General features: G+C 59.5%; 16 protein-coding genes. 13 read left to right on the plus strand and 3 right to left on the minus strand.

Features of this window, described 5'->3' with window-relative positions; translation table 11 throughout:
* The first annotated feature begins 56 nt into the window (after positions 1-56).
* The 5 genes from THIMADRAFT_RS17095 (at position 57) to THIMADRAFT_RS17115 (ending at position 2348) form a co-directional block, all read left to right on the plus strand.
* Positions 57-572 carry a coiled-coil domain-containing protein gene (locus tag THIMADRAFT_RS17095; RefSeq protein ID WP_040731965.1) on the plus strand — a complete coding sequence of 172 codons (516 nt, stop codon included), beginning with the start codon at positions 57-59 and terminating at the stop codon, positions 570-572.
* Positions 573-811: 239 nt separating this feature from the next.
* Positions 812-988, plus strand: a complete 177-nt coding sequence (locus THIMADRAFT_RS17100) for a PDDEXK family nuclease (protein ID WP_199484251.1) — start codon at positions 812-814, stop codon at positions 986-988.
* Between the two features lie 2 nt (positions 989-990).
* Entirely contained in the window at positions 991-1422 is a 432-nt protein-coding gene (locus tag THIMADRAFT_RS17105) for a putative toxin-antitoxin system toxin component, PIN family (protein WP_007194334.1), read from the plus strand.
* A gap of 400 nt (positions 1423-1822) precedes the next feature.
* Positions 1823-2098: a BrnT family toxin gene (locus tag THIMADRAFT_RS17110; protein WP_007194335.1), complete on the plus strand. Its 276-nt coding sequence runs from the start codon at positions 1823-1825 to the stop codon at positions 2096-2098.
* Entirely contained in the window at positions 2058-2348 is a 291-nt protein-coding gene (locus THIMADRAFT_RS17115) for a helix-turn-helix domain-containing protein (protein ID WP_007194336.1), read from the plus strand. The genes THIMADRAFT_RS17110 and THIMADRAFT_RS17115 overlap by 41 nt, the downstream gene beginning before the upstream one ends.
* Positions 2349-2732: 384 nt before the next feature.
* On the opposite strand, the gene THIMADRAFT_RS17120 is transcribed toward THIMADRAFT_RS17115, so the two are convergent.
* The gene (locus THIMADRAFT_RS17120) at positions 2733-3032 is read right to left on the minus strand and encodes a BrnA antitoxin family protein (protein ID WP_007194337.1); all 300 of its coding nucleotides are present in this window, start codon (positions 3030-3032) and stop codon (positions 2733-2735) included.
* Positions 3016-3252: a BrnT family toxin gene (locus THIMADRAFT_RS28610; RefSeq protein WP_407635153.1), complete on the minus strand. Its 237-nt coding sequence runs from the start codon at positions 3250-3252 to the stop codon at positions 3016-3018. The genes THIMADRAFT_RS17120 and THIMADRAFT_RS28610 overlap by 17 nt, the downstream gene beginning before the upstream one ends.
* Between THIMADRAFT_RS28610 and THIMADRAFT_RS24910 the strand changes: the two genes are divergently transcribed.
* From THIMADRAFT_RS24910 to THIMADRAFT_RS17165, 8 genes are all read left to right on the plus strand, one after another.
* On the plus strand, positions 3233-3589 hold the full coding sequence (locus THIMADRAFT_RS24910) for a PD-(D/E)XK nuclease family transposase (RefSeq protein WP_007194338.1): 357 nt from the start codon (positions 3233-3235) through the stop codon (positions 3587-3589). The genes THIMADRAFT_RS28610 and THIMADRAFT_RS24910 overlap by 20 nt on opposite strands.
* A 167-nt stretch (positions 3590-3756) precedes the next feature.
* Entirely contained in the window at positions 3757-3990 is a 234-nt protein-coding gene (locus tag THIMADRAFT_RS17135; RefSeq protein ID WP_007194339.1) for a DUF433 domain-containing protein, read from the plus strand.
* Positions 3991-4061: 71 nt separating this feature from the next.
* Entirely contained in the window at positions 4062-4205 is a 144-nt protein-coding gene (locus THIMADRAFT_RS27160; protein WP_007194340.1) for a hypothetical protein, read from the plus strand.
* A gap of 923 nt (positions 4206-5128) precedes the next feature.
* Positions 5129-5545, plus strand: coding sequence for a pilin (locus tag THIMADRAFT_RS17145; RefSeq protein WP_040731974.1), 417 nt, complete (start codon positions 5129-5131; stop codon positions 5543-5545).
* Positions 5518-7572 (plus strand): hypothetical protein, encoded by a 2055-nt coding sequence (locus THIMADRAFT_RS17150; protein ID WP_139052872.1) that lies wholly within the window; start codon positions 5518-5520, stop codon positions 7570-7572. Before THIMADRAFT_RS17145 ends, THIMADRAFT_RS17150 begins: the two co-directional genes overlap by 28 nt.
* 511 nt (positions 7573-8083) lie before the next feature.
* Positions 8084-9034, plus strand: a complete 951-nt coding sequence (locus THIMADRAFT_RS17155) for a glycosyltransferase family 2 protein (protein ID WP_007194343.1) — start codon at positions 8084-8086, stop codon at positions 9032-9034.
* Between the two features lie 235 nt (positions 9035-9269).
* The gene (locus THIMADRAFT_RS17160) at positions 9270-9830 is read left to right on the plus strand and encodes a Uma2 family endonuclease (RefSeq protein WP_007194344.1); all 561 of its coding nucleotides are present in this window, start codon (positions 9270-9272) and stop codon (positions 9828-9830) included.
* Between the two features lie 12 nt (positions 9831-9842).
* Positions 9843-11075 (plus strand): glycosyltransferase family 4 protein, encoded by a 1233-nt coding sequence (locus THIMADRAFT_RS17165; RefSeq protein ID WP_007194345.1) that lies wholly within the window; start codon positions 9843-9845, stop codon positions 11073-11075.
* A 193-nt stretch (positions 11076-11268) separates the two neighbouring features.
* Here THIMADRAFT_RS17165 and THIMADRAFT_RS17170 read toward each other — a convergent pair whose 3' ends face one another.
* Complete coding sequence (locus THIMADRAFT_RS17170) at positions 11269-12015, minus strand: methyltransferase domain-containing protein (RefSeq protein ID WP_007194347.1); 747 nt, start codon at positions 12013-12015, stop codon at positions 11269-11271.
* Positions 12016-12058 lie beyond the last annotated feature (43 nt).

A 12058-nucleotide genomic window follows, 5' to 3' on the forward strand; every position in this document is an offset into this window, starting at 1 on the left:
GGCACAAGTCAAGACCTGACACCGACGCCCCCCCAAGTGTCGCCCTCTATGACGCACTGACCAGCGCACCCGACGATCGCGCCCGCGCGCGCGTCATCGCCGAGGCGTTCGAACGTCTCGAAGAGCGTTATCCCCATCTCCCGGACCTCGCCACGCAGGGACATGTGCGCGAGTCTGAGTTGCGGCTGCAGAAGGAAATCGAGCAAGTCCGGGCCGGGCTGCGCGAGACCGAGCTCCGCCTAAAAAAAGACATCGAACAGGTTCGGGCCGAGCTTAAAGCGGACATCGAGCAGGTCCGGGCCGAGCTTAAAGCGGACATCGAGCAGGTCCGGGCCGAGTTCCGCGAAAGCGAACTCCGCCTACGGAAGGACATCGAACAAATCCGTGCCGAGCTTAAAGTGGACATCGAGCAAATCCGCGCCGATCTACAAACGACCGAGTTGCGTCTGCTCAAGGAGATCGAGCAGGTCCGTGGCGAAATCACCCGCACCAAACTCGATCTGCTCAAGTGGATCGTCCCGCTGATGCTCGCCCAGGTCGCGGCCATCGCCGCGCTCGTGAAATTACTCTGAAAAGTCGCTCGCAACGGCGGAGCGTTCACGGCGCCGTGTCGAGCGCTCAGGGCGTTGTTCATATTCCGGCTGTCGATACAAAGATAACGGGATGGTCCGCCCCGCTCCTCCGCCGAACCCCGCGCCGACGCGCTCGGCAAAGGCCGCCGGGTTCTCCTGCTCCTCGCGCAAAGCCTTACGAATGGCGTCGTTGACGATCTCCGACAGACTGCGACGGGCGCTCGCGGCCTTGAGCCGGAGTGCCTGATGTAGCGCAGGCTCTAGTGGATGCCCGCCTATTCGAGCGCATCCGTCGCATGCAGGCCCACTTCGACGCCCTGTGCCAGCGTATTGAGGCCGGATACGCCACGGTGCCCGAGGCGGAGGACCTAGCCGAGATCGACGCGGCGGTGGCCGCCATCCGCGCCGGGCGCTAAAGGTGTCCGCCCTGCGCGTTGTGCTTGACAATAACGTCCTGCTCTCCGGCATCGCGTACCCCGCCAGCATCCCCGGCAAACTCGTCGCCGCGTGGCGACATGGCGCGCTGGACGTGGTGCTCTCCGGCTACATTCTCGGGGAGCTCCGGCGGGTGTTGCCCAAGCTCGCGCACCGGCATGGCCTCGGCGCCGCGGAGGTCGACGACCTCGTCGACGCGCTTGCGATCCAGGCCGAGCTGGTCGAGCCGGGTGCGATGAAAGAACCCGCGCTCGGGGATATCAACGACCAGTCCGTGCTGGGCACACTGATCGCCTCGCTCCGCAACGGGCAGGCGGATGTGCTCATCGCCGGCGACAAGGCCCTACTCGCGCTGCGGGACCGCTATCCCATTCAGACGCCGGCGGAGCTCTGGGCCGCGCACGGCGGGCCCTGAGTGAGCGAAGGGTCGGAGTGAACGGCTGATCCCGATCTCACCAGACCAAGTCCCGGCCGCGATGGGCGCGTACGTCAGCTGCCGAATCGGCTGTATAGATAGCCAACTGCACGACACACGGCACCCTGCGCACTGTGCGTCGGCGCCGGAATCGGATTAAGGTTGTGACGGCCCCAAGTAGATCGCTCGGCAACTCGCGAGGCCGATTCGTCGCCGATCGCGATAACCGTGGTACGTCCCCGGTTTCCTCGCTGCGGGATGACGCCGAGAGTAGGTTGGCCTGAATTCCGACCCACAGGGGGCCGACCTTGAGTTGAGCGTTATTTGAACCTGCCTCCTCTTTTCCCTCCGGATTCCCGATCCCCTTGCTCCCCGAGCACGGATACCACATAGTCTCAACATGGATATCGAGTTCGATCCCGACAAGGATTTGGCCAATCAACAAAAGCACGGAGCTTCCCTCGCGTTCGGGATCGAGATCCTTGCCGATTCCAACCGGTTGGACATCCTGGACGTGCGCTTTGACTACGCCGAGGAGCGTTTCATCGCTTACGGCATGGTGAAGCAGCGGGTCTGGCTGTGCGTTTTCACCCAACGCGGAAACCGATACCGAATCATCAGCGTGAGAAAAGCAAATGATCGCGAAACACGACGATACCACTGCACACCCCGTTGAACCTGAACCCGATACTCCGCTCTCCGACGACGAGTTCGAGCGCGGTCTCGGGGCAATGCTGGCGCGCCGCGCCCGGGCTGCAACCGGCCTCTCTCAACAGAACTTTGCAGAGCAATTCGGCATCCCCGCCGAATCTCTTCGTGATTGGGAACAGGGGCGTAAGGCACCGGATACGGCCGCCAAGAGCTACTTACGCGTGATTGCTCGCATGCCCGAGGCTGTTGCAAAGGTTCTGCACGACGCAGCCTGATCCGGCAACCGACTCGGATCGATGTTTTCGTGACACCCGCTCCGCGTTGTCACGCATGCCCTTGGCGCTCCGCGCGACATGCCGGCCCGGCTTGAGCGACGAACACGGCCGACGTCGCTCTCGATGCGACCTTCGACCTACTCTGAGACTCCGCACCCGTCGATTGCGCTGACGATAGGAAGCGCAACACCCGCCGGCGGTGCGTTAAGCCTCGCACGGTTCGGCACAAGCGACGAGACGCCGCGCCGTATCCCCATCTCGGATGCCATCCGCAACCCGGCGATCGCGATCCGATCGCCCGACCCGCCCGAGCGACAAGAGTGGGCACCCCGACCCCACCGTGTTTCGTCTTCAGACCTGACACCGATGCCCCCGCTCGCTGCTTCAGGCTCCGTTCTGGTGGAGCTCGATCCGAATCGTTTCGCGCACGACATCCGCGAGCGTCTGCCCTTCAACGAACTGACGCAGTGCATCGTTCATCAGCGTTTGATAATTGCTGCCCATCATCTCGGCGCGCGCCTTGAATGCCGCCAAGATCCGGTTGTCCACCCGCATCGTCACCTGCGACTGGCTTCCTTGCTCGGCCTGCAGACGTGCCAATGCCGGTACTTCGGAAACAGACTTGGCATCGGTAAAATCAAGGTCGGCATAGTCGTCGAAAAGGGGATCAGAACTGTTGCTCATAGTGCCGCCGTTGGGATTGGTTCGCTTTCCAGGCGGAAATCAAACGAATGCGATTCCCGCGGAGTGTCCACACCGCCACGAGGACACGTCCCCGCCCGCCCATACCAAGGGTCACGAATCGCTGCTCGCCGTTTGCGTCCACGTCCTCGCGTGTCAGCGCGAAGGGATCAAGCAGCACATGACGTGCTTCATCGAATGCGATGCTGACCGAGACGCTCACAAGTCCGGTGGTCGCGGTGCAAATCCTCGATCCCTACAACCCGCAGGAAACCCTCAAAGACAAGCTCACCATCGTCGACGTGAAAGCCCGCGATGCGGCCGGCCGGGTTTTTCAGGTCGAGATCCAGCGCGACGATCGGACCAGACATCGGTGCGGTTCGTGCCTCACCGCACCCTACGCCCGGGCGGACCTGTACCGCCGACAACTGCGTCGCGGTCAGGACTACAGCAGCCTCAAACCGACCTATGCGATCTGGCTGCTCGATCAAACCCTGCGCGACGACACGCCGGTCTATGCACACCGCTATCGGATGCGCGATGATCGGGGCAGGCGCTGATCGAGCACGGCGGCATCTGAATTTTCGAGCTGAACAAAGCCGCCGTCCAACAGGTCGAAACCGAACAAAAACGCTGGCTGAAATTCTTCAACGAGGGCGAGACCCTCGATGACGAGACACTGCCCGAGCCCGCGAGTGGATACAAAACCCCTGTGATGAGGCAAGCCATGAGCACAGCATTTGATCGAATCACCATCAACCCCGGCTTGATGAACGGACAGCCCTGTATCCGCGGCATGAGACTCACCGTTCGCCGCGTGGTTGAAGCCGTGGCCGCTTATCCGGACCGCGCCGATCTAATACAGGACTATCCGGAAATCGACGACGAGGACATCCGGCAAGCATTGGAGTTTGCGGCCATCAGCCTTGACGATCAAATCCTCACGTTGAACGTCGCGTGATGAAATTGCTGCTGGATCAGTCCGTCACCTGCCGCTGCAGCCCGTGAAGTCCGATCTCTGAGCCTGCACATATGAGCACCAAGACCGCCTTCTCCGAGAAAGAACGCGCCTACCACCAGTACCAGGCGCGTCAGGAATTCCTGCGCCAACAGCGCTCCATCCAACAGGAGCTGCAGAACGAGCGGGCCGCTAAGGACCCGTTGAATAACAAGTGATCCACCTTAACCCCTCTCCCTCGCGGGAGATGGGTTGGGGGAGAGGGGGAGAATGAACCGGAATGGCTAAGTTGTTTCTGAATCGTGACTCAGGAACCAGCACTTCAAGCCAACGAGGCAGAGCGGCAAGCCAAGGAAGCCGCGCTCGCCGAGGTCGCCCGCCTCAAGGCGCTCCTGGAGCAGCAAAAAGACGGCTGAGCAGCAGTCCGAGAGAAGCGCGTTGCGTCCGCGGACCGGCCGTGCGGGTGCGCAAGCCGCCTCCGCCGCCGCCACAGCATAGGCGAGACGCGCTACCCTCATCATCCCCCAGCCCCAAGACGCACCCGTCGATTGCGCTGACGATAGGCAGCGCAACACGCGTCGGCGGTGCGGTGAGCCTCGCACGGCTCGGCACAAACGACGAGACGCCGAATCCTCATCGCGGATGCGATCCGCAACCCGGCGCTCGCGATCCGATCGCCCGCCCCGCCCGAGCGACAAGAATCGGCACCCCGACCCTGCCCCGTTTCGTCACATTCTGACACGATCGGTCGAAATCGAGGGGCGTGTCGCCGTGTCGGGTGGATCCTACGGATCGCGCTCGGCCGATGACGCGCGATGCTCATCCGGCCGGGCATCGCCGGTCGATCGATCGCGCTTTGGGCGGGAAATGCCGAATCACCCTGCGGTGATAAGGATTTCAACGTCTTGGGGCGCGGCGGCGATTCGGGAAAGCGTGATGCCGGTCACGGTGTTCGATGTGGACTTCCTTTAGAGCCGTGCGCGGCGTCTCGGTACGCCATCCGCACCGTCACCGGAGCCCGGAGACTGGCCCGAATGATGCTGCACCAAGGTCGGGACACCCAGGGATGAGATGCGAGAACACTGGCAGTACCCAACCGCCGGGATCGCCCGGGTCATCACACAGCAACGAGAGTACAAACATGAAAAAGCAGCAATCCGGTTTTACACTTATCGAGCTGATGATCGTCGTGGCGATCATTGGTATTTTGGCGGCGATTGCGTTGCCGGCTTATCAGGATTATACGAATCGGGCAAAAGCCTCAGAGCTTGTTCTTGCAGCGAGTTCCGCCCGTACGTGCGTCTCCGAAGTTTTCCAGTCCACTGGCTCAATGACGGCCTCTGCCGATTGTGACGACTCATTTGTAAAGACCCAGTACGTCGGGACATTAGTAGTTGACACAGATGGCGTAGTCACAGTTACTGACAGAGGTGCCACGGATCAGTTCTCCGAGACTGTGACAGTGGTGCTTACGCCGACTACTGGTAGTGGCGCGATCCAAGCGTGGACTTGCTCCGGCAGTCCGTCAAAATGGATGCCTGGCTCCTGTCGCGGGTAAATCACACGCAGCAAGGCTCCGAACCCCGGCTACGCACCGGGGTTCTTTTTGTCTGGGAATCTTCGACGACGCAACCAATTCTCATGTCAACACCGGCTCTGGGACGTTTTGCGAAATATTCGCATACTCATAGAACTGTCTTGATAAAGTGGGTTCTGCCACTTCTTGTCATTGCACTTACCTGGTACGCATACAACAAAGGCGCTACAGGCAGTCTTTTCTATGATGATTTATCTAATCTCTCGGCACTGACAAACCTAGAGACTCACGAAGCAATAAAGGTCTTTCTTTTTGACGGCTCTTCCGGTCCGACGGGTAGACCCCTCGCATTAGCAAGTTTTCTCCCCCACGCGCAAGGTTGGCCTGCGAGTCATATTACCGCTAGGCAGTTCAATTTTATTATCCATTTGTTCAATGGCGTTCTACTCGGGTGGCTCGGCTACGCTCTCCTAACGCTTGCGGATCAAACCTCCCCGCTTCGCTCCTATTTCATCGCACTTTCTGCTGCGAGCATTTGGCTTTTTTCGCCCTTACTCGTCTCGACAAACTTAATACTCATCCAACGCATGACGAGTCTCTCCGCGCTGTTCGGACTCGTCGGTCTGCTTACTTATGTTTTGGGCTACAGACTCCTAGCAAATCACCCACGTACTGGCGTAACTATCCAACTCGGAGCGCTCGCTCTCTTCACCGCACTCGCCATCCTCTCAAAGGAGAGCGGCGCATTGTTTCCGATTTATGCGCTGGTGATCGAAGCAGGAATAGCAAAGTCCGCTTCGATCGCCGTCCCGATGCGACGCCTAAGGTTAGGGATTCTTTACCTGCTTCTCATAGCCCTAGCGATTTATCTGATCAAAGAGCTTCCCAATGACTTGACAGCTCAGCTAGGCCACCGTGGCTTCTCCGTTTTGGAACGATTACGGACTCAGCCTGGAATCTTATGGGAATATATTCGGCTCGCAGTTGTTCCCGACCTGACTGCCTATGGCCCGTTCCATGACGACGTAAAAGCAGCGAATAGTATGTGGTCGCCTTTGATAGCGACATCCGCGTTTATTATGCTGACTTGGTTGGCTCTCCGTATGCGTCTAAGGAGTCCGTGGCTGCTCTTCGCTATCCTTTGGTTCTTCGCTGGACACCTGATCGAGTCCACTACGATTCCGCTCGAACTGTATTTTGAGCACCGCAATTATATCGCCATTTTCGGCTTTTTCTTGGCGATCAGTTACTATGCGCTTACGGTTCCACAAAAATACCTGAAGCTCTCGGCCTCGGCGCTCGTGATCTACATCACGTCTCTTTGGACAGTATTGTTCATGCTAGCAAACATTTGGGGAAACCCTCTAGAGGCTGGCGAAAACTGGGTTCGAAATCATCCCGAATCTTCACGCGCCGCAATGTCACTGAGCGCCCTCTACTACGAAGAACTTGGGGGTGAATCGACGGTGTCGCGACAAGTGCTCGATAGAGCAGCAGAAGCCTGCCCCTCATGTCTTGACGTCCGAGTCCAATCACTGCTCTACGCGTGCGGAAATGAAGAAACAGCAGAAATATCAAATCGCTTTAAGAAGCTCCTTCTTGATGCTCGCACTGGCCTTGGTACCCCAGCCACTCTCGACAGTATCTACCCGCTAAGAGAGTTCGCAAATAAGGACCAATGCGCGCCAGTCACGCTTGATCAGATCATGCGTTTGATTCAATCCCTCTTGGACAATCCCGCATTCAACTCTGGAAGTTTCGGGATCCATCTCCATTATCTCGCCGCCTTGACTTCATACGACCTGGGCAATCAGGAAGAAGCAAGACGCTACCTGGCTGCCGCCGAGCGATCCGGAACTGCGTTCAACATCATCGGCCTCCGCGTTCAGATGCTCATGGATCAAGACAAAGTTTCGGAAGCGGTCGGGTTCTTAGAGTCAAAGAAGAATCCTAGCCACATCTCGGCACAAACGCGTGGCTATTGGAACGAGCAAATCGATGAGATGATTGAGAAAGTACGCAATGCAGCAAACGCCGGAACTGAATGACCGCCGTGCAGTATAAGACTCGGGACGGGTCGCCCATCGCACCCTGTCCAGTTCGCATACACAAAAAGAAAGTGTTGAGGGATCGGGGACAGGAGGCATCGGAGGCATCGGGCATCGCGGGAGGCATCGGGGACAGGTCTTGACTTTTGACTTTCTTGAACAAGAAAAAGGCAGGTCTATTTAACAGCCACCTCGTCAGGACCAACCTCCTCGCGAGACCGCCCGCGTCTGCGAATCTCCATCCGGCGGCTCTGCTGAGGCAGGCCTACACTTTTGATCGGCGAACCGCTCTCATCCGGTCAGCTACCCTCGTAGCAAAGCCGCCGAATCAGCCTCCATTGTCCCTAGTTGATCGCGCCTCGCACGAGCTCACATGAATGCGCCGATCGAGTACGAATCGTGGAATCCAGGGCTCCGTACGACGTATCGATATCGAGCCAAGCAAGTGTGTCGTCTGCGCCCGGAAACCCACTCCGCCCTTATCATGTGACACCGGCCGTGCCCTTAGCCTATGCTGCACCAGGAGAACACAAACTCCAGAACGGAAGATATCGGCGAGGCGATCTTGAGCAACTCTCTCCCCCCGGAATATCAAATAGCGGGTACGGTACCCCTGTCGGTGATCCTCCCGGCAAAGAACGAAGGCGTCTCACTCCAGGGGCTGCTGCCTCGACTCCGAGCCACCCTGCCCCGAGCCGAGCTGATCCTTCTCGACGACGGTTCCACCGACCGGACCGCCGACATCGCGCTCGCTCACGGCGCCCGGGTCATCTCGCACCCCTACAGCCTGGGCAACGGCGCCGCCGTCAAGGCCGGGGCACGCGCGGCGACCGGTGAGGTCCTCGTGTTCATGGACGCCGACGGACAGCACTCCCCGGCCGACATCCCGCGTATCCTCGCCACGCTCGACGAAGGTTACGACATGGTCGTCGGCGCGCGCGGCAACGGGTCCCAAGCCAGCGTCGGCCGGTCGCTTGCCAACGGCTTCTACAATTGGTTCGCGACCCTGATCACCGGTCACAAGATCATGGACCTCACCTCCGGCTTCCGCGCGGTCCGTGCGGAGCGCTTCAAGCGCTTTCTCTATCTTCTGCCGAACGGCTTCTCTTACCCGACGACCATCACCATGGCCTTCTTCCGCTCCGGCTACCCGGTCGGCTATGTCCCGATCCACGCCGGCGAGCGCACCGGGACCAGCCACATCCGTCCGTTGCGAGACGGGGTGCGATTCCTGCTGATCATGTTCAAGGTCGCCACGCTCTACTCTCCGCTGAAACTCTTCTTTCCCGTCAGCTTGGCCTTCTTCGCGACCGGAATCGGCTACTATCTCTATACCTTTCTGACCCTGGGCCGGTTCACGAACATGAGCGCGCTTCTCCTCACCGCAGCCGTCATCGTCTTCATGATGGGCTTGGTCTCGGAGCAGATCACGGCGCTGAATTATCGCGAGGGTGATCGGTGAACCAAAGACATGCGCTAACATGACGTCCCCGGGCTCATGGCGTCGTCGGTCGGAGCCGCTGCTTGATGAACGCCGGCGGCGCGGACTCGGGTATCTTCAACATCCTCGATCGGCGGGCGCAATTTCAGGGCGTCTTCGGGCAGCAACCGCGGCCAGCGGTTCAACCTAAAGCGCCGACCGGATCCACTCCGCCGAAGGCCGCTTAAACGATGATTCACGACTACGAAGTCACACCATGACGACTCTGGCCCCGCTCCACTTCGTTTCCGTCGATGACTATCTGGCCAAAGAGGATGGGGCGGATATCCGTCACGAATATATCGATGGTCAGCTCTATGCGATGACCGGCGCGAGCCGCAACCATGGCCTGATCGTCGGCAATCTTTACGCACTGTTGCACCCGCTGCTGCGAGGCACACCCTGCCAACTCTTCGCCAGCGACATGAAAGTTCGGTTGCGGATCAACCATCAGGATATTTTCTACTATCCCGACCTGCTTCTGAGCTGCGACAAGAACGACCGCGCAACCTACTATTGCAGTCAACCCTGCCTACTCGTGGAGGTGTTGTCGGACTCCGCTGCACGTATCGATCGGCGCGAGAAACTCTGGGCTTACCAGAGCATTCCGAGCCTGCAGGAATACCTCTTGGTCTCGCAGACGGCCCGCGAGGTTCAGACCCACCGCCGCAAGCGGGACTGGGCGCCCGAGACCTTTACCAATGGCCCCCTCCGGCTCGAGTGCCTTGATGTCGAAGTACCGTTGGATGTGATTTACGAGGACGTGCCGGCACTTTGATGCCTATCCATAATGCCTGACCCTAAACCACGCCTGCTCGTTCTGACCTCGACCTTTCCGCGCTGGCGCGACGATGTCGAGCCGCCGTTCGTCTTCGAGCTGAGCCGACGCCTGACGGATGCCTTCGACATCACCGTTCTGACGCCGCGCGCTCCGGGTAGCTTGGAATGCGAAACACTGGACGGACTGCACGTCATCCGCTTCCCCTATTTCATCCGGCGCTGGGAGAATCTCGCCACACACGGCGGCGGGATCCTCAACCGCCTGCGTGCCAATCCACTCAACTATCTGTTGGTGCCGCCTTTCTTGATCGGCCAAACCTGGGCACTGATCCGTGTGCTGCGGCGGAGCCACTGGGACCTAATTCACGCGCATTGGCTGATCCCGCAAGGGATTGTCGCGCTTATCGCACGACGGCTGGCTCGGCATCCGGTGCCCTCGGTGTGCACCTCGCACGGCGGCGATTTGTTCGCCCTGCGCGGCCGACTCTTTCGGGCAATGAAGCGCGCGGTTCTTCGCGCAAGTGCTCGGATCTCCGTGGTCAGCGCCGCGATGCGAGACGAGGTGCTCGCACTCGGGATCGACGCGGAGAAGGTCGAGGTGATCCCGATGGGCGTGGATCTGCACAAACGCTTCACGCCGGACCCGCGTGTTGCCCGTGAAGCCAACGCGTTGCTGTTCGTCGGACGCCTGGTCGAGAAGAAAGGGGTGGACTTACTGTTGCAGGCCCTGCCGCAAGTGTTGCAAGCCTATCCCGACACGCATCTGACCATCGCGGGCGGCGGCCCGCTTGAGCCCGAGTTGCGCCTCCTGGCCGATGCATCGGGGATCGGAGACCATGTCGACTTTCGCGGGATGGTCGCGCAATCCGATCTTCCCGACCTCTATCGTCGCGCGACGCTGTTCGTCGCGCCTTTTCGGGTGGCTGGCAGCGGGGATCAGGAGGGGTTCCCGCTGGTTCCCCTGGAAGCCATCGGTTGCGGCTGTCCACTCGTCTGCGGGGAGATCGTCGCCTTCGGAGAGGTCATCCGGCACGATCGGGAGGCCATTCTGATTCCGCCCGACGATCACGCCGCCCTTGCGAAGGCGGTCATCGCGCTGCTCGGCGACCCGGCCCGTCGGGACCGACTCGCCGCCGATGCACGCGCACGCTGTCGAGAATCCTTCGACTGGGACTCGATCGCGATCCGCTATGCCGGCTTGCTGAAGAATGCGCTGCCGCCGAGCGACGTGAAGCCGACTTAACCCGCAAGGCCAACGGCCGGATGCTGAGTGTGCTCGGACACGATGACACACCTATCCGCGCGTATGTGCAGAGCGATGCCGGACCGGATCAATCTGTCTCCCATGCGAAGGACTACAGCCAAGGAAACTCGGTCGACCTCGGGGGTGTATTCCCGAATCCCGTGGCGAGCCGCCAATTAATGAGTTAGCTGTTTCAATCATCGGTCTTGATCGCAACCGCTACTAAACCGTCTCCCCAATCGTATCGATAAAACACCCGCTGAAGTGCTAAAAACGGACGATACGCGCTTTCACTGATCAACCCCAGAACTTTGCCCGCTGACTTCGGCTGACTGTAACTGCTTTGAAGGCTACGCTGCACACGGCCTTTCGCCTCATCGGCGGACGCTCTCTCGAACAAACAATTGGAAAGCCGTCGACTGAGCTCAGTCAACGGAAATCCATAGTTCACAATCCTCTCAACGCGATAACCTGCCCCGCTCAGCAAGTCCAGCAAATCCGCGCGCTCATACCGCTTAATATGCCCAACGCGCTCGTCAGACTGCCCGAACTTATGCTTATGCGCAGGAACCGAAACCATCAGTATTCCACCGGGGCGAAGCCGGCGGCTCCAGCTCGACAAGGACTGATAATCATCGGCAATATGCTCCAGCACCTCGAAGGCGAACAGATATTCGAAAAGCGGATCGGCATCCTCATCGACGGCGAAGTTCTCGATAACCTCAATACGATCCCCATAGGATCCGAGATTCCGACGCAGATATTGCCGGCTATTTAAATCCAAATCGTAGCAGCATCCCCAATAGCCACGATCGAGAAACAAACGTGTCATGAGACCAATCCCTGCACCAACTTCCAGGAATCGGCCGGACGCCCACTTTTCGCTCAGATCGAGCACACAGCCCTGGCGCAGGGCCAGCTTAGGCGATCGGCAGGCCATAATTATGTGCCTCTTTGAGGAGTGATCACTGCGCCTCTCGATC

The organism is Thiocapsa marina 5811, from assembly GCF_000223985.1.
GTDB classification, from domain to species: Bacteria; Pseudomonadota; Gammaproteobacteria; order Chromatiales; family Chromatiaceae; genus Thiocapsa; species Thiocapsa marina.

Bases quoted from the DNA above. Each gene is read 5' to 3' on its own strand.
- THIMADRAFT_RS17110 (WP_007194335.1), top strand. From the start codon at position 1,823: ATGGATATCGAGTTCGATCCCGACAAGGATTTGGCCAATCAACAAAAG.
- THIMADRAFT_RS17115 (WP_007194336.1), top strand. From the start codon at position 2,058: ATGATCGCGAAACACGACGATACCACTGCACACCCCGTTGAACCTGAA.
- THIMADRAFT_RS17120 (WP_007194337.1), bottom strand. From the start codon at position 3,032: ATGAGCAACAGTTCTGATCCCCTTTTCGACGACTATGCCGACCTTGAT.
- THIMADRAFT_RS24910 (WP_007194338.1), top strand. From the start codon at position 3,233: ATGCTGACCGAGACGCTCACAAGTCCGGTGGTCGCGGTGCAAATCCTC.
- THIMADRAFT_RS17135 (WP_007194339.1), top strand. From the start codon at position 3,757: ATGAGCACAGCATTTGATCGAATCACCATCAACCCCGGCTTGATGAAC.
- THIMADRAFT_RS27160 (WP_007194340.1), top strand. From the start codon at position 4,062: ATGAGCACCAAGACCGCCTTCTCCGAGAAAGAACGCGCCTACCACCAG.
- THIMADRAFT_RS17145 (WP_040731974.1), top strand. From the start codon at position 5,129: ATGAAAAAGCAGCAATCCGGTTTTACACTTATCGAGCTGATGATCGTC.
- THIMADRAFT_RS17150 (WP_139052872.1), top strand. From the start codon at position 5,518: ATGGATGCCTGGCTCCTGTCGCGGGTAAATCACACGCAGCAAGGCTCC.
- THIMADRAFT_RS17155 (WP_007194343.1), top strand. From the start codon at position 8,084: ATGCTGCACCAGGAGAACACAAACTCCAGAACGGAAGATATCGGCGAG.
- THIMADRAFT_RS17160 (WP_007194344.1), top strand. From the start codon at position 9,270: ATGACGACTCTGGCCCCGCTCCACTTCGTTTCCGTCGATGACTATCTG.
- THIMADRAFT_RS17165 (WP_007194345.1), top strand. From the start codon at position 9,843: ATGCCTGACCCTAAACCACGCCTGCTCGTTCTGACCTCGACCTTTCCG.
- THIMADRAFT_RS17170 (WP_007194347.1), bottom strand. From the start codon at position 12,015: ATGGCCTGCCGATCGCCTAAGCTGGCCCTGCGCCAGGGCTGTGTGCTC.